The following is a 26,523-nucleotide window of genomic DNA, read 5'->3' as shown; positions in this document are numbered from 1 at the left end:
GTCAGTCCGCCGCGGTGGTGCGCAGCAGCTGCAGCCGGAGGGTCCGCGCGGTCTCCATGTGCGACCGGGCGATCGACCGCGCGTCGTCGCTGCGGCGCTCGGCGATGGCACTGATCAGCGCCTCGTGCTCCAGCAGCACCTCCTGCCACCTGTGGCCGACCGACAGCGTGGACCGGGGCGTGTGGATCAGGTGCGCGGACAGCCGCTGCAGGAGGTCCATGAGGATGGGGTTGCGCGCGGCGGACCAGAGGGAGGTGTGGAATTCGAGGTTGTTCGTCACCTTGGTGGTGTCGTCCGGGTCGACGACGGCGCGGTCGCGTTCCAGCAGCGCCTCCAGGCGCATGAGGTCGGCCGCTCCCCGGTTGAGCGCGGCCTGGCCGGCCGCCTCCTCCTCCAGCATGACGCGCAGGTCGTAGATCTGGATGACCTCCTGCGCATCGATCTGGGGAACCTGCAGCCCCCGTGCCGCACGTTCCAGCAGGCGTTCGTGCTGCAGCCGGCTGAGGGCCTCACGGACGGGCGTGCGGGAGACGCCGAAGCGCTCCGAGATGACCACCTCTCGCAGTGCGGTCCCCGGTGGGTGCACGCCGGCGAGGATCTCGCTGCGGAGCACCCGGAAGATGGCATCGCCGTCCACGCGCGCCGACAGTTCGACGGACTCGGCCATGGCGCCCCCTCGGGTCGGCTGGAAGGTTCGGGTGGGAGTGGGGCCGAGGACACCGGCGGCCCTGCGGACGGCCCGGACCGGGAGGAGGACTCCCGGCCCGGGCCGCGTGGACGCTAGCTCGCGAGCTGGCGCAGCACGTACTGCAGGATGCCGCCGTTGCGGTAGTAGTCCGCCTCACCCGGGGTGTCGATGCGCAGCACGGCGTCGAACTCGACGGCGCTGCCGCCCTCGGCCGGGGTGGCAGTCACGTGGAGCGTGCCCGGCGTGCGGCCCTCGTTGAGCTCGGTGACACCGGAGACGGCGAAGGTCTCCGTGCCGGTGAGCCCCAGCGATGCGGCGTTCTGCCCCTCGGGGTACTGCAGGGGCAGCACGCCCATGCCGATGAGGTTGGAGCGGTGGATGCGCTCGTAGCTCTCGGCGATGACGGCCTTGACGCCGAGCAGTGCGGTGCCCTTGGCCGCCCAGTCACGCGACGAACCGGAGCCGTACTCCTTGCCGGCGAGGACCACGAGCGGCGTACCCGCGGCGCGGTAGTTCTCCGCGGCGTCGTACACGGCGGCCTGCGGCGCGTCGGCCTGCGAGAAGTCCCGCGTAAACCCGCCCTCGACGCCGTCGAGGAGCTGGTTCTTGATGCGGATGTTCGCGAACGTGCCGCGGATCATGACCTCGTGGTTTCCTCGGCGGGAGCCGTAGGAGTTGAAGTCCTTGCGCTGCACGCCCTTCTCGGTGAGGTAGCGCCCGGCCGGGGTGTCCGACTTGAAGGAACCCGCCGGCGAGATGTGGTCGGTGGTGACCGAGTCGCCGAGCTTCAGGAGCACGCGGGCGCCGGAGATGTCCTCGACCGGGCTCGCCTCGCGCTGCATGCCCTCGAAGTACGGGGGCTTCCGCACGTACGTGGACTCGGGGTCCCAGGCGAAGGTGTCGCCGGCCGGCGTCGGCAGGGACTGCCAGCGCTCGTCGCCCTCGAAGATGGTGGCGTAGCTCGAGGTGAACATGTCCTCGTCGATCGACTCGTCGATCACCTTCTGGACCTCGACCGGGTTCGGCCAGATGTCCTTCAGGAACACGTCGGTGCCGGACTCGTCCTGGCCGAGGGGCTCGTTGTCGAAGTCGAAGTCCATGGTGCCGGCCAGGGCGTAGGCGACCACCAGCGGCGGCGAGGCCAGGTAGTTCATCTTCACGTCCGGATTGATGCGGCCTTCGAAGTTGCGGTTACCGGACAGGACGGCGGTGACGGCGAGGTCGTTGTCCTGGATGGCCTGCGAGATCTCGTCCTCGAGCGGACCGGAGTTGCCGATGCACGTGGCGCAGCCGTAGCCCACGGTGAAGAAGCCGAGCTTCTCGAGGTACGGGATCAGTCCCGACTTCTCGTAGTAGTCGGTGACGACCTTGGACCCGGGGGCCACGGACGTCTTGACCCACGGCTTGGACACGAGGCCCTTCTCGACAGCGTTGCGTGCCAGCACCGCGGCGGCGAGCATGACCGACGGGTTGGACGTGTTGGTGCAGGAGGTGATCGACGCGATGCTGACGGCGCCGTGGTCCAGCTCGAACTCGCGGCCGTCCTTCATGGTGACCGCGACCTTCTTCGACGGCCGGGTGGACGGAGCGCCCGCCCCGACGGTCTCGCGGGGTTCCTCGTTCTCGTCGGTGACGGACGACGTCGTCCCCGGGGTGAAGCTCGGCGAGTCCGACGCGGGGAAGCTCTCCTGCGAGGACTCGTCGACCGTACCGCCCGGGGCGAAGGCCAGGTCGGGATCGTTGGAGTAGTTCCGCAGGTCCTCACGGAACTGGTCCTTCGACTTCGAGAGCTCCACGCGGTCCTGCGGGCGCTTCGGTCCGGCGATCGAGGGCACGACCGTGGAGAGGTCCAGCTCGAGGTACTCGGAGAAACGGATCTCGCGCGAGGGATCGTGCCAGAGACCCTGCTCCTTGGCGTAGGCCTCCACCAGCGCGACGTTCTCCGCGGGACGGCCGGTGAGGCGCAGGTAGTCGAGGGTGACGTCGTCGATGGGGAACATGGCGGCGGTGGAGCCGAACTCCGGGCTCATGTTGCCGATGGTGGCGCGGTTCGCGAGCGGCACGGACGCGACGCCCTCGCCGTAGAACTCGACGAACTTGCCGACCACGCCGTGCTTGCGCAGCATCTGGGTGATGGTGAGGACCACGTCCGTGGCGGTGGCACCGGCAGGGATCTCACCGGTGAGCCTGAAGCCGACGACGCGCGGGATGAGCATGGAGACGGGCTGGCCGAGCATCGCCGCCTCGGCCTCGATCCCGCCGACGCCCCAGCCGAGCACCCCGAGGCCGTTGACCATGGTGGTGTGCGAGTCGGTGCCGACGCAGGTGTCGGGGTACGCGCGGAGGACGCCGTCGATCTCGCGGGTCATGACCGTGCGGGCCAGATACTCCAGGTTGACCTGGTGGACGATCCCCATGCCCGGCGGGACGACCTTGAAGTCGTCGAACGCCGTCTGGCCCCAACGGAGGAACTGGTACCGCTCGCCGTTGCGCTGGTACTCGATCTCCATGTTGCGCTCGAGGGCGCCGGCGTTGCCGAAGGCATCGATCTGCACGGAGTGGTCGATGACCATCTCCGCGGGAGCCAGCGGGTTGACGCGCTTGGGATCTCCCCCGAGATCAGCGACGGCTTCGCGCATGGTCGCCAGGTCGACGACGCAGGGGACGCCGGTGAAGTCCTGCATGATGACGCGGGCGGGCGTGAACTGAATCTCGGTGCTCGGCTCCGCTGCCGCATCCCACTGTGCGAGGGCGCGGACGTGATCGGCGGTGATGTTCGCACCGTCCTCGGTGCGGAGCAGGTTCTCGAGAAGCACCTTGAGGCTGAACGGGAGGTTCTCGGCGCCCTCGACGGCACTGAGCCTGAAAATTTCGTAGTCAGCGCCGGCGACATCGAGTACGCCCTTCGCGCCGAATGAGTCCGCAGTCGTCATGACGTCGGCTCCCTTCAGAGAGATGGTGGAATACATTCATCCTATTCCACGACCGGCGCCAATGTATACAGTCGTACACCGTGTCGCGCGGCCTTGCCGGCAGGTCGCGTCGAGCGTCGTGCGGGACGGCGTCAGGCGAAACGGCGTCGTGCGGGACGCAGAGGGCGTCCGGCGCGAGGGGAAGACGTCAGGCGTCGTGCGGAACGGCGTCAGGCGTCGTGCGGAACGGCGTCACTCCGCCGCGATGCATCCTGGAGGCCGAGGAAGAGTTCGTCCTGATCGGGTGATTCGTCCCTGCTGTGATCGACGATCGGTCCCGTTCCGGCGATCTCGCGGATGAGCTCGATCCCGGCGATCGCCTCCTCCTTGGAGGCATAGAAGGTGGAGACCGCGACGAGCGTCCCGTCAGGGGCCGTCAGCTTCACCCTGTACCCGTCGTCATGCGCATCAACCAGCTTGAAGTACCCAGCCATCGTTCTACCTCCCTGTACGGGGGTCGCCACTCTGCGAACCCCACTCCTCAGCATACTTACCGATCGTTCGGGCTCGAGCCCGGATCCCCGTCATCCACGGGGCTGGACATCGGCGAAACACTCCTGCACGTGGTGGCTTCCCTCACGTAGTGTTCCCGATGCCACCCACACTTCCGACGACCCCGGCGGACGCCCCGGCGAAGGGCAGTCCGCAGAAGGAGCATCATGACCGAGCCGAGCAGTAGCGCCGGACATCCCGACGGCGCAACCCTTCCCGCCGAGCATCCCCTCGGTCCTGCCGCCCCTGTCCCGCCGCGCGAGAAGGAGTCGGCGGCGCCGTCCCACGCGGACGCCCCCACGCCGGGGCACGAGGCCGGAGCTCCGCTGCAGGCCGACGCCGCCGCAGCGGTCGACGACGCGGGAGTTGGTGAAGGATCTGCCGGCAGCGGCAACGACGGCGGCGGCAACGACGGCCGACCCGACGCGGACCGGCGCGAGGCGGTGCTGGACCCGTCCGCGGGTGGGTCGACGCATCGGTCCGCGAGTATCCGCGACGAGCAGGGAACGCACAGCGCCGGGACCGTACCGGCAGCGTTCAACGGCGACGGCACGCCGGACGACCCCGCCGACGACGGCCGCCCGGAGGACGCGGCGGCCGAGCCCGATCGCTGGGACAGCGGGGGCTCCGCGGGCTGAGCGGCCTGTCGGCTGCGTTACCGTCCTCGCTGCGCCAGCCGCGCGACGAGGGACGACGGCGCCACCTTCGCCAGGGTGGTGATGACCTTGTAGCGCGCACTGGGGACGGAGACCGCCCTGCCGGCCTCCGTGTCCCGGATGCCCTCGCGGACCACGAGTCCGGCATCGAGCCACAGGGGCCCGGGGACGCTGCTCTTGTCGGCGCCCATGCGCTGGTGGAACCGGGTGTGCACGAATCCGGGACAGACGGCCGTGACGCGGATCCCCTCGGACCCGTAGGTCAGGTTCGCCCACCTGCTGAAGCTGATCATCGCGGCCTTCGCTGCTCCGTAGGAGCCCCTCGGCGTGAACCCGGCGACGCTGGCGACGGTGATGATGGTGCCCGTGCCCCGCGGGCGCATGGATTGCAGCGCCGCATGGGCGAGGGCGAGCGGCACTTCCACGTGGATGCGGAGGTGGCGTACCTCGTCGTCGAGCGGATTGTCGGCGAAGGGCCGCACCAGTCCGTAGCCGGCGTTGTTGACCAGAACGGACACGGGAGCAGGGCCCTCGGCCTCTGTGCGTGAGCCGGGATCCGGCTGCCCCGCCCCCAGCCGCGCCAGCACCCGGGCCAGGCCGTCGTCGTCCAGCAGGTCGGCGGCGATCGTCTCGACGTCGCTCCCCCATCGCGTGCGGAGCTCGCGCGCGGTGTCCTCGAGTGGGCCGGGGGCGCGCGCGACGAGTACGAGGGCGCAGCCGCGCGCCGCGTACTGACGGGCGAACTCGGCCCCGATCCCCGAGGTGGCGCCGGTGATGAGCACGGTGTCGGTCATGCCTCCCACCCTCTCCCGGATGGTTCGCGCGTACAAGGAGGCGGGCCCACGGACCGGTCGAGGAGCGGCCGGCCGATGCAACGTCCGCGCGACCCCCCGGCGTGTAGGTTCGACACTACCGGGTGCCGCGCGGCCCAGCGAGGCAAACGGTTCCGGCACCCGGGGTTCCGGGTGCACTGAGCACACCACGGAAGAAGGATGTTCCATGAGCGGTAACAGAGCTGTTGCGTACAAGGGACCAGGGAAGGTCGAGGTCATCGACATCGACTACCCCACATTCGAGCTGAAGGACGGACCGGGGGTGAATCCGGCCAATGTCGGACGCTCGGTGCACCATGGCGTGATCCTCAAGACCGTCACCACCAATATCTGCGGATCGGACCAGCACATGGTGCGCGGCCGCACCACGGCGCCCGCCGACCTCGTCCTGGGCCACGAGATCACGGGCGAGGTGGTCGAGGTGGGCCGGGATGTCGAATTCATCAAGAAGGGTGACATCTGTTCGGTCCCCTTCAACATCGCCTGCGGCCGGTGCCGCAACTGCAAGGAGCGGAAGACCGGCATCTGCCTCAACGTCAACCCGGACCGGCCCGGCAGCGCCTACGGCTACGTGGACATGGGCGGATGGGTCGGCGGCCAGGCGGAGTACGTCCTCGTGCCGTACGCGGACTGGAACCTGCTGAAGTTCCCGGACCGGGACCAGGCACTCGAGAAGATCCTCGACCTGACGATGCTCTCCGACATCTTTCCCACCGGCTTCCACGGCGCCGTGACCGCGGGCGTCGGCGTCGGCTCCACCGTCTACGTCGCCGGGGCAGGGCCTGTGGGGCTGGCTGCCGCGGCGTCGGCGCAGCTCCTCGGTGCCGCCGTCGTGATCGTGGGTGACCTCAACGAGGACCGGCTGGCACAGGCCCGCAGCTTCGGCTGCGAGACGGTCGACGTCTCCAAGGGCGATCCGCGGGACCAGATCGAGCAGCTGCTCGGTGTGCCGGAGGTGGACTGTGGCGTGGACGCCGTGGGCTTCGAGGCACGGGGACACGGCTCGGGATCGGCTACGGAGGCTCCCGCGACGGTCCTGAACTCCCTTATGGACGTCACCGCGGCAGGCGGCGCCCTCGGCATCCCCGGTCTCTACGTCACCGGCGATCCGGGGGCGGTCGACGACGCCGCGAAGGTGGGCTCACTGTCGATCAGTCTCGGCACGGGCTGGGCGAAGTCCCTGTCCTTCACCACGGGGCAGTGCCCGGTGATGAAGTACAACCGGGGCCTCATGATGGCCATCCTGCATGACCGCGTCTCGATCGCGAAGGCCGTCAACGCAAAGCCGATCGGGCTCGAGGAGGCGCCTCGCGGCTACGAGGAGTTCGACGCGGGAGCCGCGACGAAGTACGTCCTCGATCCGCACGGCTATGTAGCGGCCTGACCAGCCGGGACATCCCGTCCACACCGGTTCAGGAGAGGCCCCGGACCACGGATCCGGGGCCTCTCCCCTGCCCCGCGGCGATGGAAGGGCCATAGTGTTACACAGGATCCTCAAGAGGGCCAGTTTCTTTCCCTTATTTTGAACCGATGTCAAGCGCCACGCCGTACCGGTTTGGCAACGAATGAAAATTACTTTACGGTGGAGGGAGTTCCCCGTCCGGGGAAGCGAAAAAGCTGCCGAAAATCGAGCAGCGATCTATGCCCGGCGCCGCCCCTCCACCGCTCGTTGCTCAACAGGCGGCTGCCGAACCTGACCTCTATACAGTCAAGGTGAGCAGCGGCGCGAAGAAGTCCGGGGACGGACCTAGTGCGGGTGGCCTTTCGGAGCATCGTCACCCCATGAATACACACACCTTCAGCACCAGCGCCCGTCGTGGACTCGCAGCAGTAGCACTCACCGGCCTCGGCCTCGGTGCAGCGGCCGGCGCAGCCAACGCCGCCCCCGCCAGCGACTGGGATGCGCTCGCACAGTGCGAGAGCGGCGGCAACTGGGGCATCAACACCGGCAACGGTTTCTCCGGTGGACTGCAGTTCACCCCCTCCACCTGGGCAGCCTTCGGCGGCCAGGGTGCGCCCCAGAACGCCTCACGCGAGCAGCAGATCGCCGTCGCCGAGAACGTCCTGGCCGGCCAGGGCTGGGGCGCATGGCCCTCCTGCTCGGCCCAGCTCGGCCTGAGCAGCGCAGCCAACCCGGGCGGCATCCCGGCGCAGGCCGCTCCGGCCCCCGCCCCCGTCCAGCTCCAGCAGGCACCGGTCGCCCAGGCACCCGTCGTCCAGGCACCCCTCGTCCAGGCGCCCGTAGCCCAGGCGCCCGTCGCCCAGGCACCCGTCGTCCAGGCACCCGTCGTCCAGGCACCTGTCGCGGTTCCCGTCGCCCTGAGCGGCGAGACCTACACCATCCAGTCGGGTGACACCCTCAGCACCATCGCCGACAAGCTCGGCGTCGAGGGCGGCTGGCAGGCACTCTTCGCCGCCAATACCGACACCGTCATCCACGCGGACCTGATCTTCACCGGTCACGTCCTGCAGCTCCCGGCCTAGCCCGGCCGACCGCCGTCGGGCATCCGAGCCGCGGACGCCCGACCCAGGTCGACGAGAAAGCCCCCGATTCCTCTGGAGTCGGGGGCTTTCCGCGTTCCGGGCGAAGGGTCAGCTGCAGGAGCTGGCGTCGACGTCGATCTTGAGGTTGTGGGCCACCGAGTAGTCGCGGTCGGGGGTGGAGAAGGCCACGAGGATGTTGTCCGCACTGCCGTGGGTGACGCCCTCGGCGAGCTCGACGGTCACGATGATGTTGACGTGAGCATCGGGCTCGAACTGATATCCGGCGGCCGGGACGGGAGGCCCGATAGGCTCCTGCGTGGCCGTCGGCTCCGGGGTCGCCGTGTGCTCCTCGTGCGCGCCGCCGTCCGGGGACGGGTGGTGGTGCCCCTCCCTGTTCGCGGTCTGCACCATCGACGAGAGGATGTTCAGACCCTGGGGATCACCGAGCTTCATCTCCCCGAACGTGAAGGTCTCGAGCGTCGGGTTGTGGAGCATGACCGTGTACCGCAGGCGGCTGTCGTCGGGCTGCACGCCGCACAGTTCCGCCCCGTCGATCCCCACGTTCAATGGATCGTCCCCGAGGTCGTTCAGCACGGGTGCGGCCTGCGTTCCGTCGCCGGGCGCGCCCGGGTCCGCAGGAGCAGCCTGACCCGCCGTCGGGGTGTTGACGCCCAGCGGATTCTCCTCGACGCCCCCGCAGCCCGCGAGCGCCAGTGACGCGGTGAGGGCCATGGCGAACAGCGCCGTGCGGTGCCTGCGGGGTGGTGCACTCAGGAGTTTCACGCTCAACCCATCCATATCAGCCGAAGGCCGGACGTCATGCCTCCGGCACTGGTAGCTGTGATTCGGCGCACAGGCGGCTCCGGCTTGGTCCCGACGGGGCTTTCCCCGCAGATGCGCGCGTCAGGCGAGCGGCTTCCCCCCGGTCACCCCGAGGATCTCACCGGAGACGTAGCGGGCGTCGTTGGACGCGAGGAACACGTACGCTCCCGCGAGTTCGGCCGGCTGACCCATGCGGCCCAGCGGCGTGCCCTCGCCGAACGATTCGAGTTTCTCGCTCGTGGTGGTCGCGGGCTGCAACGGTGTCCAGACCGGACCCGGCGCCACGGCATTGACGCGGATCCCGCGCTCACCCAGCAGCCCCGCGAGGCTGAAGGTCAGGTTGTTGAGCGCAGCCTTCGTGGCCGCGTAGTCCATGAGGCTGGTGGACGGGTGATACCCCTGTACGGAGGTGGTGTTGATGATCGAGGCGCCCTCCGTGAGGTGCGGCAACGCCGCCTGGGTCAGCCAGACGGTGCCGTAGACGTTGGTCTCGAACGTCCGGCGCAGCTGGTCCGCATCGATGTCGGGCAGGCCGTTCGGCTGCGCGATGTGGAACCCCGCATTGTTCACGAGGATGTCGAGACCCCCGAGTCCCGCCAGGACGGTATCGATCGCCGACGGTGCGTAGGCCTCGTCACGCAGGTCACCGGGAACGGCGAGGGCGGTCCGGCCCTCCGCGCGGATGAGGTCGAGGCAGCTCGCGCCGTCCTCCTCCTCCTCGGGCAGGTAGCCGATGGCGACGTCGGCGCCCTCGCGGGCGAAGGCGAGCGCGACGGCCCGCCCGATGCCGGAGTCACCGCCGGTGATGAAAGCCTTGCGCCCCGCGAGGCGCCCGTGCCCCGTATAGCTGTCCTCCCCGTGGTCCGGGCGCGGATCCATGCGCTCCGTGAAGCCGGGGTACTCCTGCAGTTCCGTGGAGGCGTCCGTGACGGGGCCCCTGGGATCCTTCTGGTCGAGGGTGCCTGACGGATCGTTGCCCATGGTGCTCCTGACGATGGTGGCCGAGGTGAACACTAAGCCTACTGTCATTGTATTTGTCGCGTCAGTCCTCTAGTAATGGACCTATGACAGTGATCCTGAGATCCCTTGAAACCGCTGTACCCGACACGATCATGGTGCAGCCCGAGGTCCGCGACGTCTTCGCCGCCCAGCCCGGCCTCACCCGGTTGGGGCAGCGCCTCGTCGGGGCCGCCTTCGACTCCTCGGGGATCGAGACCCGCTACACGGCGGTCAGGGAGCTCACGCTGGAGGAGACGTTCGAGGACCCGGTGTTCTTCGACCGGGAGGAGCTCCGCATCCTCAGCCCCAGCACCAAGACCCGCAACGAGGTCTACGCGACCGAGGGGACCAGACTCTTCGTCGAGGCCGCACGGAAGGCACTCGACGCCGCGACCGGGATCGAGGCATCGGACGTCACCCATGTGGTGACCGTCTCCTGCACCGGCTTCTTCGCGCCGGGGCCGGACTACAAGGTGGTCCGGGCCCTGGACCTGAAACCGTCCGTCCAGCGCTACCACCTCGGCTTCATGGGGTGCTACGCGGCCTTCCCTGCCCTCCGATCCGCCAAGGCCTTCTGCGAGGCGGATCCCGACGCCGTGGTGCTGGTGATCTCCGCGGAACTGTGCTCTCTGCACGTGCGGTCCTCCAACAACCCCGACACCATCGTGGGCTCGTCGCTCTTCGCGGACGGTGCGGCGGCCGCCATCATCTCCGCGCGGGACCTTCCGCTCGATGGTCCGGCGCTCACCCTCGACCACTTCGAGACGGTCCTCACGCCCGTCGGTGAGGAGTCGATGGCATGGAACATCGGCGACGAGGGCTTCGAGATGGTGCTCGGCACCTATGTGCCGCACATCATCGACGAGCACATCGTCGGAGCCCTCGAGCCGCTGCTGGCCCGCGATGCCTCGCTGCAGGGGCTCGACTACGCGGAGATCGAGCACTGGGCCATCCATCCCGGCGGCCGCAGCATCCTCGACAAGGTGGAGGCGAAGCTCGGCCTGTCGAAGCAGCAGCTCGTCCCCGCACGCGAGACCCTGCGTGACTACGGCAACATGAGCAGCGCCACGGTGATGTTCGTCCTGAAGAACATCCTCGAGAAGCCTGCCTCGGACGGCAACGACCGCATCTGCTCCATGGCCTTCGGTCCGGGACTCACCGTCGAGACGGCCCTCCTCACGAGGATCGGCGCAACCCGCTCCGACGCCGGGACGGGCACCGCGGCCGACGACGCTGCGGTGGGCCGTGCGCCCGGCGACGCGGACGTCCCCGCCGAGCTGGAACCGATCCTCACCCAAGCGGGCGCATGAACCGTCGCGGCTTCCTCGCGGAGCGGGATCCGCACGCCGTCGAGGAGATGGACCGGCCCGACTGCGATCCGGCCATCCTCGATCGGACCTATGCGCAGTTCGGTGTCGTCAACGCGGCCGTCTCCGGGTGGCGCCGCACGTACACGCAGGTGCTGCGACCCGCCTTCACGAAGGTGCGGCCCAACACCCTGCTCGACATCGGCTCCGGCGGAGGTGACGTCCCCCGTGCGCTGGCGCGCTGGGCGGCGCTCGACGGCATCCCCCTCGAGGTGACCGCCATCGATCCCGACCCGCGTGCGCACGCCTACGCAACGTCGAGGCCGTCGATCCGCGGGTTGTCCTTCCGCAGGGCCCTCAGCGACGAACTCGTCGCCGAGGGTGCGGTCTTCGACGCCGTCGTCTCGAACCATGTGCTGCACCACCTCGACGCGGCGCAGTTCCGTGGCCTGATCGACGACACCGAGCAGCTGACGCGGCGCGTGGCCGTCCACAGCGACATCGCCCGGCATCCCGCGGGCTACGCCCTCTTCTCGGTGGGCACGCTCCCGCTGCCCGGCTCCTACATCCGGCAGGACGGGCTCACCTCCATCCGCCGGAGCTACACGCCGGACGAGCTGCGCGGGGCCGTCGCGGACCGGCCGGCCTGGACCGTGCGGACCGCCGTCCCGTTCATCAACCGGCTCGTCCTCGACCGTCGTGCCGCCACCCCCGGGGTACGGCATGCATGACGTGATCGTGGTCGGCGGCGGGCCGGTCGGTCTCTACACGGCGCTGCTCCTCCGGCAGGCAGGGCTCGACGCCGTCGTCCTCGAACGGCGCGCGGACCGCAGCAGCCACTCCCGCGCCATCGGCATCCATCCTCCGGCCCTTCGCGCGCTCGCTGCCGGCGGGATCGCCGAGGAGTTGCGGACACGGGGCGTGCTCATCCGGGACGGGGTGGCCAGGAGTGCCGGGCGTCATGTCGGGACCATCTCCTTCTCGACCCTGCCCGGCGAGGAGAAGTACGTGCTGGCCGTCCCGCAGGCCGTCACGGAGGAGATCCTCGAGCGCAGGCTCCAGGAGGAGTTCCCCGGTACCGTGCGACGCGGCGTCGCCGTGCTCTCCTCGCGGGACCACGGCGACCACGTCCGCACGGTCGTCCGCAGCCAGGGCGAGGACATCGTGCTCGAGGCGAGACTCGTCGTCGCTGCGGACGGGGCGCGCAGCTCCATCCGGGACGGCGCCGGCATCCGCGCGCCCTCCCGCCGCTACCCGGACTGCTATGTCATGGGGGACTTCCTCGACGGGACGGAGGACGGCGACGACGCCGTGCTGTACCTCGAGACGGGTGGGATCGTCGAGTCCTTCCCGCTGCCCGGAGGCATCCGGCGCTGGGTGGTGCGCGTCGGGTGCCCGGTGGAACGCCCGACGGCGGAGAATCTGACGGCCCTGATCCGGGACCGGACGGGCGTGGCCGTCGACGCGACGACCCATTCGATGCTGAGCGCCTTCGAGGTGCAGTCGCGGCTGGCCGAGCGCTTCGTGGCCGGCCGCACGGTCCTGGTGGGAGATGCCGCACACGAGGTCTCCCCTATCGGCGGGCAGGGCATGAATCTCGGCTGGCTGGACGCGGTGCGGCTCGTCCCGATCATCGCGGCGTCCCTGAGGGACGGGGACGACGTCGGCGCCCGGCTCGCGGAGTACGAGAAGGAGCGCCGCGCACAGGCCGCGCTCGCCCGACGGAAGGCGCACCTCAATATGGCTCTCGGGCGTCCACTGCCCGGGCCCCTCATGCGCTCCCGGAACGCGGTCCTCGCCGCGCTCATCCGGAACGACGCCGTGCACACGGCAGTGGCGCGCGCCTTCACCATGCAGTAGACGACCGTTCGGCCCGCGGCATCATCGGTTTCCCGACGGCGAAACCCCCGCCACCACCGACGTGCCCACCACGAGGTGGACGTCAGGGTGCGGGGGTTTCCGGTGTCCGGGACTACTTCTTCAGCAGGCCCTTCTTGACGTTCGTGGGGCGCTGCATCTCGCCCTGCTTCGCACCCATCACCACGACGATGCCGCTGATCAGGGGCAGCAGCCACTGGGTGGTCTTGAGCTGCGACTGGGCCTTGGCCAGTTCGTCGCTGGCACCGGGGCGGGGCTCGGTCGCGCCTTCACCGCCCTGCTCGGACAGTTCACCGACCTTCTTGCCGAGCATCCCGGAGTAGAGCGAGAGTGCCATACCGGCGAGCGTGACGATCGACTTCCAGACCGTGTTGGAGCCCACCGAGTCCTGCGACGCTACGCGGCCCTTGTTGCCGATGATCAGACCGATGCCGCCGACGGCGTGCACGGCGAACGCCGCGACCTGCACCGGGGTCCACTTGGCCCAGCCGAGGGCGGAGAGGCGCGTGCGCTCCTTGGGGTCCTTCGCCTTGCCCGTTGCACCGTTGAGTCCGACGGCGCCCATCAGGGTCCCGCCGAACCAGGCTGCGGCACCGAGATCGTGTGCGGATCGTGCCAAAAGGTTTCCTGCCATGATGTGAAGCTCCTTCGGTGTTGGTTCGACCTACCCTCTACATTTATCAGCATGCTTAGGAATAAGCTATCGGAAGCTCCCGAATAACGGCGGGGTGTGATCATTCTCCCGGAACTGCTACGGAAGGCGGACTGCTGATGGCTGACGACGCGAAGGACCTGGACGAGATCTGGCCGCAGTGGAAGGACGCGGTGAACATGAGCGCCTCACAGCTCACGACCTGGTTGGACACCGAGGAGTCCCAGGCGGTCGGCTACAAGGAATCGGGCGCCGGCGAATCCGTGGGACACAAGTCCGGCAAGCGCATCATCGACATCCTGAACACGAAGCGCGACGACCTCACGGCGGACGACGTCGGACACATGCACAAGGTGGTCGGCTACGTGCACCGGCATCTCGCGCAGGAGCCGTCGAAGGAGGACATCGAGTCCTCCAAGTGGCGCTACTCGCTGATGAACTGGGGACACGATCCCCTGAAGTGAGACGCACGAGGGGTCTCCGCCGAAGCGGAGCCCCCTCGTGTGCGGCGGCAGGCTACTTCTTGGACAGCGCGCTCTCCTTGTGCGCGGCCTGCTTGCCGGACTTCGAGCTCTCCACCGTGTAGTAGGGCTCGTCCTTCGAGGCCTTGAACTTCTGGTCGTCGAAGGTGAACTCCTTGTCGTGCTTCTCCACGACCTTGCCCTCGGTCTCGCCCTGCGACGTGTTCCAGGTGACCTTGTCGCCCTTGCTGAATGTCATGGCATTCCTTCCTCGGTTCCGTGGTTCGAGCAGTGCTTCCGACACTGCCACCACCTGGCGAAAAAAGGAAGCCTACTGATCAAGATGCGTGGGTGCGAACAGCCTCATGAGGGTCTCGACGACCACGACGTTCGGCCCCTCGCCTGCGAGACTCGCGCGCAGCGCCTCACCGACACCCTCAGGACCCACTCGTCGCGCGGGCACCCCGAAGGACTCGGCGAGCGCCACGAAGTCCGGCCGAGCGAGCTCGGTGGCCGTCGCCTTGCCGAAGGCCCCCTCCATGTACTCGCGGAGGATCCCGTAGCCGCCGTCGTCGACGATCAGCCAGGTGACCGGGATGTCGTGCTGCCGTGCCGTGGCGAGTTCGGCGATGGAGTACATGGCGGAACCGTCGCCGGAGACCGCCAGGACGCGGGCGGGCAGGCCACGGGACTCCAGGCCCACGGCACCGCCGATCGCGCCGGGGAAGCCGAAACCGAGACCACCGGCACCCTGCGCCGAGTGGAACTGCCCCTCCCGTGCGTCCCAGCAGCTCCAGGCCCAGTAGGCGGAGATGGTCATGTCCCAGTAGGTCTGCATCCCGGCAGGGACGGCCTCGCGGAGGTCCCGCATGAAGGCCAGCTCCTTGCCGAGGTCCTGGCCCTCGAGCCTCGCGGCAACCCGGGCGAGGGTTTCGGCCACCAGCGCGACGGCGTCGTACCCGGGCTCCCGGTCCCTGGGCAGCGGCTCGAGCGCCTCGTCGAGGGCCGCGAGCGCCTGCCCGGCGTCCGCCCTGATGCCGAGCGCCGGCCGGTTGGACTCCAGCACGCGGGGCTCGGCATCGATCTGGATGATGCGCCCGCGCGGCTCCAGGGTGAAGTAGTTCGAGGTCACCTCGCCCAGGGACGAGCCGACCACCAGGAGGACGTCCGCGTCCTCGAGCACCTCGGTCACGTGGCGGTCCTCGACCCACGACTGCAGGGACAGCTCGTGCGTCCAGGGGAACGCGCCGTTGCCGCCGGGCGAGCACACCACGGGGGCGCCGAGCTTCTCGGCGATGGACAGCAGCCAGGACTCGGCCCTGCCACGGCGCGTGCCGCCGCCCGCGACGATGGCAGGACGCTTCGATTCCCGGAGCCACGTCAGGGCCTCGCGCGTGAGCTCGATGCGCGGCGGGTTGTCGAACGGTTCCGCGAGCGCGTCCTCCACCCGCGGCACCATCACGGGGTCCAGCAGCACGTTCTGCGGGACCTCGATCCAGACGGGCCCTTGGGGGGAGGACACGGCCTCGGTCCAGGCGTCCTGGATCGCCGAGGGGATGCCGGAGGCGTGCTGGATCAGCCGCTGGCTCTTGGTGACGTTCGCGGCGGACGCCTTCTGGTCGTCGAGCTGGTGCAGCATGCCCTTGCGCCGGGCTCCGAGACCCTCGAGGGGGATCTGGCTGGCGACGACGACCATCGGCACACCGGTCGCGTAGGCCTCCTGCAGGCCCGCCAGCGAGGTGAGGGCGCCGGGTCCGGTCGAGAGGAAGAGGACACCGACGTCACCCGTGGCCCGGGAGAAGCCGTCCGCCGCGAACGCCGAGTTGTTCTCGACGCGCGAGGAGACGAACCGGAGGTCGGAACGCGAGAGGGCGTCGAAGAGCCCCAGTGCGTGCTGTCCGGGAATGCCGAAGACGGTCGTCGCGCCGAGGGCGGACAGGGTCTCGACGACGAGGTCCCCGCCGTTCCGCTGGCCGGTGAGGCGGGTGGGAGGCGCGGAGGCGGCGCCGTCGGTGATCTCCATCAGTGGTCCTCGGTAATCGGAGCAGGCGTGGCGGGGGTCAGGGTGTCGGCCATGAGGGTGACGAGATCGTAGGCGACATGGGATGCGGCGACACCGGTGAGTTCCGCGTGGTCGTAGGCGGGGGCCACCTCGACGACGTCGGCGCCCACGAGGTTCAGTCCGCGGAGCCCGCGGAGGATCTCGAGGAGTTCCCGGGACGTGATGCCGCCGGCCTCTGGGGTGCCCGTGCCCGGCGCGTGCGCGGGATCGAGGACGTCGATGTCCACGGACACGTAGAGGGGGCGGTCCCCGATGCGCTGGCGCAGCTGGTCGACGATCTCGTCGACGCCCTTCCGGTAGACGTCCGAGGAGGTCACGATGCCGAAGCCGAAGCGCCGGTCGTCCTCGAGGTCGCGGACGCCGTAGAGCGGCCCGCGGGTGCCGACGTGCGAGATGGCCTCGGTGTCGAGGATGCCCTCCTCGACCGCCCGGCGGAACGGCGTACCGTGCGTGTACTCCGCCCCGAAGTAGGTGTCCCAGGTGTCCAGGTGGGCGTCGAAGTGCAGCATGGCCATGGGCGAACCCGCGCGCTCCGCGGCAGCCCTGAGCAGCGGGAGGGCGATGGTGTGGTCGCCACCCAGCGTGACCAGGCGGGCGCCGTCGGCGGTGAGGTCCAGCGCATTCTGCTGCACCGTCTCGATGGCCTCGCCGATGTTGAACGGATTCACGGCCATGTCACCGGCATCGGCGACCTGCACGCGCTCGAAGGGTGAGACGTCGAGGGCGGGGTTGTAGGGCCGCAGGAGGCGCGAGGCCTCGCGGATGTGGTTGCCGCCGAAGCGTGCTCCAGGCCGGTAGGAGACACCGGAGTCGAAGGGGACGCCGACGACGGCGATGTCCGCCCGGTCCACCTGGTCGAGCCGCGGCAGCCGTGCGAAGGTCGCCGCTCCCGCGTACCGGGGGATGCGGGAGGAGTCGATGGGCCCGAGCCGGCCGCCTCCCGTGACGCGCAGTTCTTCCACAGTGTCCGTCCCATCCGGGCCCGCACCCGGCGGAGTTGCCCAATATGCATCAAAGGTTTTGCATAAGGCTATTGCTGGGCGGCACCGACGGTCAAGGCATGCGCCCCGGATCGAGGCACGCATCCGCTCCCGGTGCCGTCAGCCGTTGTAGGTCAGGCTGGCGAACATCCCCCGGAGCCCCGCGTACTCCTCGGTACCCAGCCAGGCCTCGGCGTCCGCGGGGGTGGGGAAGCGATCGGTGCCGAACGTGGCGGTGAAGACGACGAGCCCGTTCTCCCCCAACGGGAGCAGACCGAGCGGCACGCCGTAGAGCCCGTCCTCGGGGACGGGGCCGAGGTGGTACCGCGCGAGGTACACCCGCTCCCCGGTGAAGGGATCCTGGTAGTGGTCGAACACGTAGCTCACGGGAAGCTCGGCCTCGCCGACCTGCGCCGACAGCGCGGGGAGCTCCTCGGCGTCGAGCGGCACGTGTCCGGGACTGGGAAGGGCAGCACCATCGCCCGGCACTCCGCCCGCGAAGACGGCCATCTCCCGGCCCGCGCCATCGAGGATGCCGTAGGCGGTCCTGCTGAGCGGGACGCCGTAGTCGGGGGCGGTGCTCGGCTCGCGGGGCGTGGTGGTCCAGCCCGCTGGCAGCATGAAGGAATACAGCCCGTCCGACGTCGTGAACAGCGACGACGACGGGTCGGCCAGGGACGACCCGACCTCGGGCGCCGCCGTGGCGGAGGCAGCCCCGGTCCCGCCGTCCGCAGGGAGGGTGGGCGACGACGACGCGGACTGCCCCGGCGACGAGGTCGAGGTCGCGGAGGGGGTGGTCGAGGTGGCGAAGGGGGTGGTCGACGCCATCCCGGACGCCGTCGCCGTCGCCCCCGGACCTGCCTCGGTGGCGGGCGCCGCGCACCCTGCGAGTCCGAGCGCTGCGGCCAGCGCGAGAGTGAGCAGGCTGGTGTTCTTCATGGTTGTCGTCCCCCGTGAGTCGCGCTCTGCGGACCCACCGAGCGGCAGTCCGTCGATTCCACCCTAGGGCCCGCTCCGGCGGCTCGATGCTCCTCCCGGTCCCGGCCCGGCACCGGTTCGGTGACGATCCTGGTGCGGCCCCGACTGCCACCGGGGGGACGGGGCGACGCACCGCACGACCGCTCCCGGACCCACCCGTTAAGGATTCATCAAGACGCCCCGATGAGCGCCCGCGCGGGCCTACCGTGATGCAGTGAGCTCATCCGTACACCTCCAGACTCCCGCCCGGACCCGCGATCAGGGCCGGAAGAACCTCGAGCGCTGGCTCCTCAACGAGTCGAGCCAGCCCACCGCGCACCAACCCGAGACGGATCGCACGCAGCCCTGGTGGAAGGTGATGTGCCTGACCGGCGTCGACTACTTCTCGACCCTCGGGTACCAGCCGGCCATCGCGGCAGCTGCCGCCGGCGTCCTCTCCCCCCTGGCCACCCTGATCCTCGTGGCCGTGACCCTGTTCGGCGCCCTGCCCGTGTACAAGCGCGTCGCCTCGGAGAGCCCCCGCGGGGAGGGGTCGATCGCGATGCTCGAGAAGCTGCTGCCGAAGTGGCGCGGCAAGGTCTTCGTGCTCGTGCTGCTCGGTTTCGCGGCGACGAGCTTCCTCATCACCATGACGCTCTCGGCGGCCGATGCCAGCGCCCACCTGGTCGAGAACCCGTTCGCCCCCTCGTGGCTGCACGGCCAGGAGATCCTCATCACCGTGATCTTCCTCGTGCTGCTCTCGGCGGTCTTCCTTCGCGGCTTCCGCGAGGCCATCGGTATCGCCGTCGCGATCGTCGCGGTGTTCCTCGTCCTCAACCTGGTGGTCGTGATCGTCTCCGTCGGGCAGATCATGGCGCAGGACGGCGTCGTGACCAACTGGTGGACGGCGCTCACCACCCAGCACGGCAACCCGCTGGTCATGGTCGGCCTCGCCGTCCTCATCTTCCCGCGGCTCGCCCTCGGCCTCTCGGGCTTCGAGACGGGCGTGGTCGTCATGCCCCAGATCGACGGCAGGCCCGGCGACACGGAGGAGGACCCGGCCGGTCGGATCGCCGGCGCGCACAAGCTCCTCACATCCGCGGCGCTCATCATGAGCGGCTTCCTCATCGCCTCGAGCTTCGTCACGACCCTGCTCATCCCGGCCGCGGCGTTCGAGGAGGGCGGCCCGGCGAACGGCAGGGCCCTGGCCTACCTCGCGCACCTGTACCTCGGCGACGGCTTCGGCACCGTGTACGACATCTCGACGATCAGCATCCTCTGGTTCGCGGGCGCCTCCGCCATGACCGGACTGCTCAATCTCGTGCCGCGCTACCTGCCGCGCTACGGGATGGCACCCGCATGGGCCAAGGCCGTCCGCCCCCTCGTCCTCGTGATCACGCTGATCGCGATCGTCGTCACGTTCTTCTTCCGGGCCGACGTCGAGGCGCAGGGCGGCGCGTACGCCACCGGCGTCCTGGCCCTCATCACCTCGGCCTCCGTTGCCGTGACGCTGTCCGCCCACCGCAAGCACCAGCGCGGCCTGACTCTCGGGTTCGGCATCGCCACGGTGGTCTTCGTCCTGACGACGGCGGTGAACATGATCGAGCGGCCCGACGGCCTGAAGATCGCCCTGTTCTTCATCCTCGGGATCATCGTGATCTCGTTCGTCTCCCGGTCACGCCGCGCCTTCGAGCTGCGGGCCACGAGCATCAGGATGGACGAGGCTGCGCTCTCGTTCGTGAGTGCACAGGACGACGGCGACATCCTCCTGATCGCCCACGAACCGAAGCGGCTGAGCAGCGCGGCATACCGGCACAAGCTCCAGCACGCCTGCGCGGTATCGCACTTCCCGGTGGCATCCAGGCCCCTGTTCATCGAGGTGACCGTCGACGACTCCTCCGACTTCGAGACCGAGCTGCGGGTGCGCGGCGTCGTCCGCCATGGCTACCGCATCCTGGAGGTGCACAGCTCGAACGTGCCCAACACGATCGCTGCCGTCATGCTGCACATCCGCGACGTCACCGGCCTCATGCCGCACGTCTACTTCCGCTGGACGGAGGGCGATCCCGTGGCGAACCTCTTCAAGTTCCTCTTCACGGGCGAGGGCGAGATCGCTCCGGTGACCCGGGAGGTACTGCGCGGCGCCGAGCCGGATGTCACCAAGCGGCCCTGGGTGCATGTCGGCTGAGGCCGCTACGAGCCGGACGCCGCCGGCACGAGGGTCCAGAGCACCACGGCCTCGGTGTCGCCGGGATTGAGCCAGGAGTGCGGTTCGCGGCCGGGGAACGTCACGGTGTCGCCCGCCTCGAGCTCATACCGCTCATTGGGGAAGATGAGGACGAACCGCCCCGAGACGACGTGAAGGGTCTCCACCTCGCAGTCCACCGAGTACAGCTCGTCCTCGCCCCGGCCACGGGGTTCGACGACGGCGCGGATCATCTGCAGCCGCCGCTCCGACCGCGCCGTCATGAGGCGCTCGTTGATGCCCTGGCCGCCGAGGCTGATGCGCGGGGCGTCGTCGAGCCTGGTCAGGTGCGTCTCCGGCACCAGGAACAGGTCGCCGATCGAGATGGACAGCACCTGGCAGAGGGTCACGAGGGAGGCGACCGAGGGCGAGGTCAGATCCCGCTCCACCCGGCTGAGGAATCCCTTGGTGAGGCCGGTGGCGTCCGCGACCTGCTCGATCGTCATCCGCTGCCCCTGCCGCGCGGCCCTGATGCGGGATCCGATGGCGACGGGAGCGTTGGTGGGCTCGACGGGCAGCGCCTTCATGCGGGTCCTCTCCTCGGGGCGATCAAGCATAGCCGTCACACGGCGGTCATCGTGATGTCACACGGTCCTGCGACGATTGACGCGTGACTCGCGTCACGAGTAGCTTACTGGGCATCATCGGTTGCCCAGCAGGCATCCAGCCCGGTCGATCGTCAGAGGACTCCCATGCAAGCACTCAACATCGCCATCGTGGTCGTCTACCTCGTCGCCATGCTCGGATTCGGCTGGTGGGGGAAGTCCCGGACGCGCAATGCCAGCGACTACCTCGTAGCGGGCCGCCGCCTCGGCCCCCTGCTCTACACCGGCACCATGGCCGCCGTCGTCCTGGGTGGAGCCTCGACGGTCGGAGGCGTGGGCCTCGGCTACCAGTACGGCATCTCCGGCATGTGGCTGGTCGTGGCGATCGGCACCGGCGTGCTGCTGCTCAGCCTCCTCTTCGCCCCCACCATCCAGAAGCTGAAGATCTACACGGTCTCGCAGATGCTCACGCTGCGCTACGGCCACCGTGCCACGCGCGTCTCGGGGATCGTCATGCTCGCCTACACCCTGATGCTCTGCGCCACGTCCACCGGCGCCTACGCCACCATCTTCGTGGTCCTCTTCGGCTGGGACCGCGCGCTGTCCATCGCCGTCGGCGGAGCCATCGTGCTGATCTACTCCACGATCGGCGGGATGTGGTCCATCACGCTCGCGGACATGGCGCAGTTCGTCATCAAGACCATCGGCGTCTTCGCCCTCATGCTGCCCTTCTCCCTTGCCGCCGCCGGTGGTTTCGACGGCATCCGCGAGCGGGCGGGGGCGGAGTTCTTCAGCATCACCGGGATCGGCGCGCAGAGCATCATCACCTACTTCGTGGTCTACACGCTCGGGCTGCTGATCGGCCAGGACATCTGGCAGCGCGTGTTCACATCGAGGACACCGGTGGTCGCCCGCTGGGGCGGTTCGGCCGCGGGCGTGTACTGCATCCTCTACGGCGTCGCGGGCGCCGTCATCGGCATGAGCGCGAGCGTCATCCTCCCCGCGATCGAGTCGCGTGACGACGTCTACGCGGACGTCGCCCTCAACGTCCTGCCGATCGGCGTGGGCGGGCTGGTCCTCGCCGCGGCGGTCGCGGCCATGATGTCGACGGCGTCGGGAGCCCTGATCGCCGCGGCGACCGTCGCGCGCACCGACGTCGTGCCGTTCGTCGCCGGGTGGTCCGGCAGGGGCGCGATGGAACACGACGTCACCGGGGCCACCGGGGCCACCGGGGCCACCGGGGCCACCGGGGCCACCGGGGAGGACGCGACGGCGGAGCACGACGTCGCCTCGAGCCGCTGGTGGGTCCTCGGGCTGGGGATCGTCACGATCGCCCTCGCCGTGGTGGTGCAGGACGTCGTCGCCGCGCTGACCATCGCGTACGACATCCTCGTCGGCGGGCTGCTCGTCGCGATCCTCGGCGGACTCGTGTGGCGCCGCGGCAACGGCATCGGCGCGGGAGCCTCGATGGCGGCGGGCACCCTCGTCACCCTCGGGGTCATGACGTACCTGGAGATCACGGCGGAGGTCCGGTACGACGGCATCTACTCGAACTACCCGATCTACTTCGGGCTCGGCGCCTCGCTCCTCGTGTACGCGGTGGTGTCCCTCGCGACCCGGCCGACGGACCCCCGGGTGATGGCGGCCTGGGACCGGCGCGTGGCCGGCGAGGTGCCGGAGGACGCCCCCGTGTCGGTCCGCTGAACCGCGCCGCCTGCGCTCCCGCCGGCAGCTGACGTCCGGGCGCCACAGGGTCCCGGTGTCGCCGTCCGGGCACCGCGCATCCGAGGACGAGGAAGGGCTCCCGACGGTCGTCGGAAGCCCTTCCTCGTTCGTGGACCCAGCGTGCTCCCGAACGTGGCGGGAGTGGCCTGTCAGCCCGTCGGGGTCGACGAGCCTCCCCTGCGCCCGCGCCGACCTCGCCGCCCGTCGGTGCCTTCGCCCGCGGTCTCCCCGGTCGGGGTGCTCGCGTCGGGGACGCCGGAAGGTCCGTCAGGGGCGCCGGCCGGGGCCGCGGAGGGTGCGCCGGCCGACGTGTGCGCGGCAGTCGCGGCGGACGTCCCGTCCGAACCCGCGGTCGCGCTGCTCCCCGACGTGGGGGCATGCGGATCGCCGGCCATGCTGCTCTCCGAGTCGTCGTCGCCGCCCTGACCCTCGACCTTGCGCTCGTGCGTCCCGGGCCTCTCGTCCGCCTCGTGCACGGCGATCCCCGCCTCCTCCTTCTTGCGGGCGTGCTCCTCCTTCGGCGTGGAGCTCAGGCCGTGACCGGTCTCGTCGAGGGCGGTCAGCTTCTCGGCCTCCTCGACCTCCTCGTCGGTGATGTTCTCGTCCTTCTCCTGGTTCCACGCCTTGATGGCGGCCCAGCCGACAGCGGCCACCGGGACCGACAGGATCGCGCCGATGATGCCGGCGAGGATGGTCCCGGCCGTCAGGGCGACCAGGATCACGAGGGCGTGCACCTGCAGGGTGCGCCCCATGACCACGGGCTGCAGGAAGTTGCCCTCGAGCTGGTTGACCACGATCACCGCGATGATGACCATGAGGGCCACGAACGGCCCATTGGCCACGAGGGCGATCAGGGCGGCCAGAACACCTGCGAGGGTCGCGCCGACCAGCGGGATGAACGCCCCGATGAAGACGATCGCCGCCAGCGGCAGCGCGAGCGGTACCCCGAGGAGCAGCAGGGCCAGCCCGATGAAGACCGAGTCCACGAGCGCGACGATCGCTGTCCCGCGGACATAGCCGCCGAGCACCGCCATGCTGCTGTAGCCCACGCGGCGGGCCTTGACCAGGCGGCGGCCCCTGAAGGCCCGGAGCATGAAGGCCCAGATCTTCTCGCCGTCCTTGAGGAAGAAGAACAGGATGACCACCATGAGCAGCGCCCCGGCGAAGAAGTTGCCGGCCGCGCTCAGCCCGGAGATGGCACCTGCACCGACGGTGCTCGAGGTCGCGAAGTCCACCACCCAGTCGCGGGCCTGCTGGATCTGCGCGTCGTCGATGGGAATCGGGCCGTTCTGCGCGAAGGCGTAGAGCTGGTCGAAGCCTTCGGTGGCACTGGAGACGAGCTCACCGGCCTGCCCCATCACGGCGAAGACGATGCCCGTGATGAGCCCGCCGAAGAGCAGCAGGAGCAGCAGGAAGGAGACGGCCGTGGCCAAGGATGCGCCCCAGCCCTTGCGCCGGAGCCAGTTGACGAAGGGCCCGATCGCGGCGGCCAGGATGAGCGCCAGCAGCATCGGGATGACCACGAGCCGCACCTGGATCAGGGCATAGATCGCCACGACGGCGAGGATCAGGAGGATGAGCACCTGGCCCGCACGGATGCTGGCGTTGCCGAGGCTGTCGCGCCACGGACCTCTCGGGGCGGGCGTCCCCGCCCGGGCTTGCGTGTGCTGGGTCATCGACTGTCACTTCCTTCGGCACGGGGGCCATCGTTGAGCAATTGGGTGCGCACCTCGCGCCGGAGGACCTTGCCGATCAGGGATCGGGGCAGGTCCTCGGTCTGCACGATGGTGCGGGGGACCTTGTAGGCCGCGAGCGCGCCACGGCAGTGGGAGCGAAGGCTCTCGACGTCGAGTGCGGCACCGTCGGCGAGCACGACCACGGCGGCCACGTCCTCGCCGCCGCCCTTGCGGGGCAGCCCGACGACGGCGGCGTCGGTGACGTCCGGATGTGCCCGGAGGGCGTCCTCCACCTCGGAGGGGGCGACATTGAAGCCGCCCGTGATGATGAGCTCCTTGATGCGGTCGACGATCGTGATGAAGCAGTCCTCGTCCATCCGGACGATGTCCCCCGTCCGGAACCAGCCGCCGTCGAGGAGCGCGGCGTGTGTCTCGTCGGGTTTGCGCCAGTAGCCCTGGAACACCTGCGGTCCACGGATGAGGAGCTCGCCCGCCTCGCCGGGTCCGCGGTCGGCGCCGGGGTCGTCAGGGTCGACGATGCGCACGTCGGTGCCGGGGAAGGGGACGCCGACGGTGCCCGGACGGCGGGTCGGGCCGATCGGGTTGCCGGCGGCCACGGGGGAGGTCTCGGTGAGTCCGTAGCCCTCGATGAGGTAGCCGCCGGTTGCAGCCTCCCAGGTCTCCACGGTGGACTCGGGGAGGTTCATGGCACCGGAGATGGCGAAGCGGATGCTGCGCAGGTCGGCGCCACGGGCGGCCGCGCCTCCTGCCAGCCGCTCGTAGATAGGCGGGACGGCGGGCAGGAAGGTGGGCGGGCTCTTCCTCGCCGCAGCCAGGACGAGGTCGACGTCGAACCGGGGGAACAGGACGAGCTTCGCGCCGATGCTCATCGCGAAGGTCAGGCAGAGCGTGAGCCCGTACGCATGGAACATGGGGAGCACGGCGTAGACCGTCTCCCGCCCTGCCTCGAGACCGGGGACCCAGGCCCGGCCCTGGGCCGCATTGGCGAGGAGGTTCCGGTGCGTCAGGACGGCGCCCTTGGGCACCCCGGTCGTCCCGCTGGTGTACTGCAGGACGGCGGTGTCCGTCGCGGACGGGCGCGGATGCTTGTGCGGGAGCGGTCGGTGCCGGAGCAGTTCGCTCCAGCCGAGGACCTTCCGGGGACCGGTGGGCCTGTCCGTCGTCGTCAGTGCCTTCCGCGCCTCCCGGGCCCGGCGGATGGGCAGGCGCAGGGCCAGCCGGCGCGACACGGGCATCGCGCTGACGAGGTCCACCGTCACCAGGGCGGTCACCGGGATGTCGGCCGGCAGCTGCTGGACCTGGCGTGCCACCCGGTCCCAGACGATCGCCACGGTGGCGCCGTGGTCCTCGAACTGGTGGCGCAGCTCGCGGTCGGTGTAGAGCGGGTTGTGTTCGACGACGATCGCCCCGAGGCGCAGGACGGCGTAGAAGGCGATGATGTGCTGCGGGCAGTTCGGCAGCACCAGGGCCACCCGGTCACCCGCGCGGATGCCGAGGGCCCGCAGGCCGGCTGCGGCGCGGTCGACGGCGTCGCCCAGCTCGCGGTAGCTCGTCGCCGCACCGAAGAACTCGAGGGCCGTCCCCGTGCGGTAGGTGCGCACCGACGTCTCGAGCAGGTCGGTGAGCGTGCCCTCGGGAACGTCGAACGTCGGGGGCACGCCGGGTGCGTAGCTCGCCACCCAGGGCCGGGCTGCCAGATCCATAAGCCTGCTTCCTGTTCTTGCTCCGACTGTATCGCGGCTCGTCGAGCCACGGTACCCGAACCTCCAGACCCTACCGGGCCCACCGCAGGCACGGCGTCCGCGGCGTACGTGGCGTCCGGGCCCACCGCAGGCGCGGCGTCCGCGGCGTCCTTGCACTCCGGCGTCCGCGGCACTCGCTGCACTCGCGGGACCCACGGAGCCGAAGGCCCCCCGGACAGGCCGGGCACGGGACGCAGCAGGTGACGCTCGGGTAGGATGGTCCGTCGAAGGGGAGTAGCTCCGCGTCCGCGAGGATGTGCGGCCTGTCGACATACTGGCGCCAACGGCGCCCGGCTATCCACCGGTTCATCCGGCGAGCGAGACCT

At 69.8% G+C, this 26,523-nt stretch carries 23 protein-coding genes; 9 read left to right on the top strand and 14 right to left on the bottom strand.

Translation table 11 applies throughout. The features are described 5' to 3' along the window. Position 1 precedes the first annotated feature (1 nt). From FNH21_RS14930 to FNH21_RS14920, 3 genes are all read right to left on the bottom strand, one after another. Positions 2-667 carry a GntR family transcriptional regulator gene (locus tag FNH21_RS14930; RefSeq protein ID WP_152816860.1) on the bottom strand — a complete coding sequence of 222 codons (666 nt, stop codon included), beginning with the start codon at positions 665-667 and terminating at the stop codon, positions 2-4. Positions 668-780: 113 nt separating this feature from the next. After that, positions 781-3,621, bottom strand: a complete 2,841-nt coding sequence (gene acnA / locus FNH21_RS14925) for an aconitate hydratase (RefSeq protein WP_152816974.1) — start codon at positions 3,619-3,621, stop codon at positions 781-783. Positions 3,622-3,830: 209 nt separating this feature from the next. Next, the gene (locus FNH21_RS14920) at positions 3,831-4,094 is read right to left on the bottom strand and encodes a YegP family protein (protein WP_241743293.1); all 264 of its coding nucleotides are present in this window, start codon (positions 4,092-4,094) and stop codon (positions 3,831-3,833) included. Positions 4,095-4,319: 225 nt separating this feature from the next. On the opposite strand from FNH21_RS14920, the gene FNH21_RS14915 reads away from it, so the two are divergent. Beyond that, positions 4,320-4,790, top strand: coding sequence for a hypothetical protein (locus tag FNH21_RS14915; RefSeq protein ID WP_152816858.1), 471 nt, complete (start codon positions 4,320-4,322; stop codon positions 4,788-4,790). Positions 4,791-4,807: 17 nt separating this feature from the next. On the opposite strand, the gene FNH21_RS14910 is transcribed toward FNH21_RS14915, so the two are convergent. Further along, the gene (locus tag FNH21_RS14910; protein ID WP_152816857.1) at positions 4,808-5,602 is read right to left on the bottom strand and encodes an SDR family NAD(P)-dependent oxidoreductase; all 795 of its coding nucleotides are present in this window, start codon (positions 5,600-5,602) and stop codon (positions 4,808-4,810) included. A 205-nt stretch (positions 5,603-5,807) separates the two neighbouring features. Here FNH21_RS14910 and fdhA point away from each other — a divergent pair, with 205 nt between their 5' ends. Together fdhA and FNH21_RS14900 are read left to right on the top strand one after the other, a co-directional pair. Further along, on the top strand, positions 5,808-7,025 hold the full coding sequence (gene fdhA, locus FNH21_RS14905; RefSeq protein WP_152816856.1) for a formaldehyde dehydrogenase, glutathione-independent: 1,218 nt from the start codon (positions 5,808-5,810) through the stop codon (positions 7,023-7,025). 398 nt (positions 7,026-7,423) lie between these two features. Beyond that, positions 7,424-8,125, top strand: a complete 702-nt coding sequence (locus FNH21_RS14900) for a transglycosylase family protein (protein WP_152816855.1) — start codon at positions 7,424-7,426, stop codon at positions 8,123-8,125. Between the two features lie 108 nt (positions 8,126-8,233). On the opposite strand, the gene FNH21_RS14895 is transcribed toward FNH21_RS14900, so the two are convergent. Continuing rightward, complete coding sequence (locus tag FNH21_RS14895; protein WP_152816854.1) at positions 8,234-8,908, bottom strand: hypothetical protein; 675 nt, start codon at positions 8,906-8,908, stop codon at positions 8,234-8,236. Between the two features lie 120 nt (positions 8,909-9,028). Further along, on the bottom strand, positions 9,029-9,976 hold the full coding sequence (locus FNH21_RS14890) for an SDR family oxidoreductase (protein ID WP_241743292.1): 948 nt from the start codon (positions 9,974-9,976) through the stop codon (positions 9,029-9,031). A 5-nt stretch (positions 9,977-9,981) separates the two neighbouring features. On the opposite strand from FNH21_RS14890, the gene FNH21_RS14885 reads away from it, so the two are divergent. The 3 genes from FNH21_RS14885 to FNH21_RS14875 are packed head-to-tail and all read left to right on the top strand — an operon-like array spanning position 9,982 to position 13,113. Further along, the gene (locus FNH21_RS14885) at positions 9,982-11,256 is read left to right on the top strand and encodes a type III polyketide synthase (RefSeq protein WP_277819764.1); all 1,275 of its coding nucleotides are present in this window, start codon (positions 9,982-9,984) and stop codon (positions 11,254-11,256) included. Next, on the top strand, positions 11,253-11,984 hold the full coding sequence (locus tag FNH21_RS14880; RefSeq protein ID WP_152816852.1) for a class I SAM-dependent methyltransferase: 732 nt from the start codon (positions 11,253-11,255) through the stop codon (positions 11,982-11,984). The genes FNH21_RS14885 and FNH21_RS14880 overlap by 4 nt, the downstream gene beginning before the upstream one ends. Then, positions 11,977-13,113, top strand: a complete 1,137-nt coding sequence (locus tag FNH21_RS14875) for an FAD-dependent oxidoreductase (RefSeq protein ID WP_152816851.1) — start codon at positions 11,977-11,979, stop codon at positions 13,111-13,113. The genes FNH21_RS14880 and FNH21_RS14875 overlap by 8 nt, the downstream gene beginning before the upstream one ends. 112 nt (positions 13,114-13,225) lie before the next feature. On the opposite strand, the gene FNH21_RS14870 is transcribed toward FNH21_RS14875, so the two are convergent. Beyond that, entirely contained in the window at positions 13,226-13,765 is a 540-nt protein-coding gene (locus tag FNH21_RS14870) for a hypothetical protein (protein ID WP_152816850.1), read from the bottom strand. Between the two features lie 137 nt (positions 13,766-13,902). Between FNH21_RS14870 and FNH21_RS14865 the strand changes: the two genes are divergently transcribed. Continuing rightward, complete coding sequence (locus tag FNH21_RS14865; RefSeq protein ID WP_152816849.1) at positions 13,903-14,247, top strand: DUF3140 domain-containing protein; 345 nt, start codon at positions 13,903-13,905, stop codon at positions 14,245-14,247. Positions 14,248-14,299: 52 nt separating this feature from the next. Here FNH21_RS14865 and FNH21_RS14860 read toward each other — a convergent pair whose 3' ends face one another. The 4 genes from FNH21_RS14860 to FNH21_RS14845 form a co-directional block, all read right to left on the bottom strand. Then, positions 14,300-14,503: a hypervirulence associated TUDOR domain-containing protein gene (locus tag FNH21_RS14860; protein ID WP_055769574.1), complete on the bottom strand. Its 204-nt coding sequence runs from the start codon at positions 14,501-14,503 to the stop codon at positions 14,300-14,302. 72 nt (positions 14,504-14,575) lie between these two features. Further along, complete coding sequence (locus tag FNH21_RS14855) at positions 14,576-16,267, bottom strand: thiamine pyrophosphate-binding protein (protein WP_241743291.1); 1,692 nt, start codon at positions 16,265-16,267, stop codon at positions 14,576-14,578. Continuing rightward, on the bottom strand, positions 16,267-17,268 hold the full coding sequence (speB, locus tag FNH21_RS14850; protein WP_191932032.1) for an agmatinase: 1,002 nt from the start codon (positions 17,266-17,268) through the stop codon (positions 16,267-16,269). Before speB ends, FNH21_RS14855 begins: the two co-directional genes overlap by 1 nt. A gap of 138 nt (positions 17,269-17,406) precedes the next feature. After that, entirely contained in the window at positions 17,407-18,225 is an 819-nt protein-coding gene (locus FNH21_RS14845; RefSeq protein WP_152816846.1) for a hypothetical protein, read from the bottom strand. 397 nt (positions 18,226-18,622) lie between these two features. Here FNH21_RS14845 and FNH21_RS14840 point away from each other — a divergent pair, with 397 nt between their 5' ends. Further along, on the top strand, positions 18,623-20,431 hold the full coding sequence (locus FNH21_RS14840) for an APC family permease (RefSeq protein ID WP_152816972.1): 1,809 nt from the start codon (positions 18,623-18,625) through the stop codon (positions 20,429-20,431). A gap of 5 nt (positions 20,432-20,436) precedes the next feature. On the opposite strand, the gene FNH21_RS14835 is transcribed toward FNH21_RS14840, so the two are convergent. Further along, positions 20,437-21,015 carry a cupin domain-containing protein gene (locus FNH21_RS14835; protein WP_152816845.1) on the bottom strand — a complete coding sequence of 193 codons (579 nt, stop codon included), beginning with the start codon at positions 21,013-21,015 and terminating at the stop codon, positions 20,437-20,439. A 165-nt stretch (positions 21,016-21,180) separates the two neighbouring features. On the opposite strand from FNH21_RS14835, the gene FNH21_RS14830 reads away from it, so the two are divergent. Beyond that, positions 21,181-22,737 carry a sodium:solute symporter family protein gene (locus tag FNH21_RS14830; protein WP_152816844.1) on the top strand — a complete coding sequence of 519 codons (1,557 nt, stop codon included), beginning with the start codon at positions 21,181-21,183 and terminating at the stop codon, positions 22,735-22,737. Positions 22,738-22,907: 170 nt separating this feature from the next. Here FNH21_RS14830 and FNH21_RS14825 read toward each other — a convergent pair whose 3' ends face one another. Then, positions 22,908-24,434: an AI-2E family transporter gene (locus FNH21_RS14825; RefSeq protein WP_152816843.1), complete on the bottom strand. Its 1,527-nt coding sequence runs from the start codon at positions 24,432-24,434 to the stop codon at positions 22,908-22,910. Further along, positions 24,431-26,158 carry a long-chain-fatty-acid--CoA ligase gene (locus FNH21_RS14820; protein ID WP_152816842.1) on the bottom strand — a complete coding sequence of 576 codons (1,728 nt, stop codon included), beginning with the start codon at positions 26,156-26,158 and terminating at the stop codon, positions 24,431-24,433. The genes FNH21_RS14825 and FNH21_RS14820 overlap by 4 nt, the downstream gene beginning before the upstream one ends. Positions 26,159-26,523 lie beyond the last annotated feature (365 nt).

Source organism: Arthrobacter bussei (assembly GCF_009377195.2).
In the GTDB taxonomy this organism is placed as follows: domain Bacteria; phylum Actinomycetota; class Actinomycetes; order Actinomycetales; family Micrococcaceae; genus Arthrobacter_D; species Arthrobacter_D bussei.
This window is presented reverse-complemented; position numbering and strand designations above follow the sequence as displayed.

What these genes read in the sequence shown, in the direction of transcription:
- FNH21_RS14930 (WP_152816860.1), bottom strand. Translation starts at nt 667, where the DNA reads ATGGCCGAGTCCGTCGAACTGTCGGCGCGCGTGGACGGCGATGCCATC.
- acnA (WP_152816974.1), bottom strand. Translation starts at nt 3,621, where the DNA reads ATGACGACTGCGGACTCATTCGGCGCGAAGGGCGTACTCGATGTCGCC.
- FNH21_RS14920 (WP_241743293.1), bottom strand. Translation starts at nt 4,094, where the DNA reads ATGGCTGGGTACTTCAAGCTGGTTGATGCGCATGACGACGGGTACAGG.
- FNH21_RS14915 (WP_152816858.1), top strand. Translation starts at nt 4,320, where the DNA reads ATGACCGAGCCGAGCAGTAGCGCCGGACATCCCGACGGCGCAACCCTT.
- FNH21_RS14910 (WP_152816857.1), bottom strand. Translation starts at nt 5,602, where the DNA reads ATGACCGACACCGTGCTCATCACCGGCGCCACCTCGGGGATCGGGGCC.
- fdhA (WP_152816856.1), top strand. Translation starts at nt 5,808, where the DNA reads ATGAGCGGTAACAGAGCTGTTGCGTACAAGGGACCAGGGAAGGTCGAG.
- FNH21_RS14900 (WP_152816855.1), top strand. Translation starts at nt 7,424, where the DNA reads ATGAATACACACACCTTCAGCACCAGCGCCCGTCGTGGACTCGCAGCA.
- FNH21_RS14890 (WP_241743292.1), bottom strand. Translation starts at nt 9,976, where the DNA reads ATGACAGTAGGCTTAGTGTTCACCTCGGCCACCATCGTCAGGAGCACC.
- FNH21_RS14880 (WP_152816852.1), top strand. Translation starts at nt 11,253, where the DNA reads ATGAACCGTCGCGGCTTCCTCGCGGAGCGGGATCCGCACGCCGTCGAG.
- FNH21_RS14875 (WP_152816851.1), top strand. Translation starts at nt 11,977, where the DNA reads ATGCATGACGTGATCGTGGTCGGCGGCGGGCCGGTCGGTCTCTACACG.
- FNH21_RS14870 (WP_152816850.1), bottom strand. Translation starts at nt 13,765, where the DNA reads ATGGCAGGAAACCTTTTGGCACGATCCGCACACGATCTCGGTGCCGCA.
- FNH21_RS14865 (WP_152816849.1), top strand. Translation starts at nt 13,903, where the DNA reads ATGGCTGACGACGCGAAGGACCTGGACGAGATCTGGCCGCAGTGGAAG.
- FNH21_RS14860 (WP_055769574.1), bottom strand. Translation starts at nt 14,503, where the DNA reads ATGACATTCAGCAAGGGCGACAAGGTCACCTGGAACACGTCGCAGGGC.
- FNH21_RS14855 (WP_241743291.1), bottom strand. Translation starts at nt 16,267, where the DNA reads ATGGAGATCACCGACGGCGCCGCCTCCGCGCCTCCCACCCGCCTCACC.
- FNH21_RS14845 (WP_152816846.1), bottom strand. Translation starts at nt 18,225, where the DNA reads ATGAAGAACACCAGCCTGCTCACTCTCGCGCTGGCCGCAGCGCTCGGA.
- FNH21_RS14840 (WP_152816972.1), top strand. Translation starts at nt 18,623, where the DNA reads ATGTGCCTGACCGGCGTCGACTACTTCTCGACCCTCGGGTACCAGCCG.
- FNH21_RS14835 (WP_152816845.1), bottom strand. Translation starts at nt 21,015, where the DNA reads ATGAAGGCGCTGCCCGTCGAGCCCACCAACGCTCCCGTCGCCATCGGA.
- FNH21_RS14830 (WP_152816844.1), top strand. Translation starts at nt 21,181, where the DNA reads ATGCAAGCACTCAACATCGCCATCGTGGTCGTCTACCTCGTCGCCATG.
- FNH21_RS14825 (WP_152816843.1), bottom strand. Translation starts at nt 24,434, where the DNA reads ATGACCCAGCACACGCAAGCCCGGGCGGGGACGCCCGCCCCGAGAGGT.
- FNH21_RS14820 (WP_152816842.1), bottom strand. Translation starts at nt 26,158, where the DNA reads ATGGATCTGGCAGCCCGGCCCTGGGTGGCGAGCTACGCACCCGGCGTG.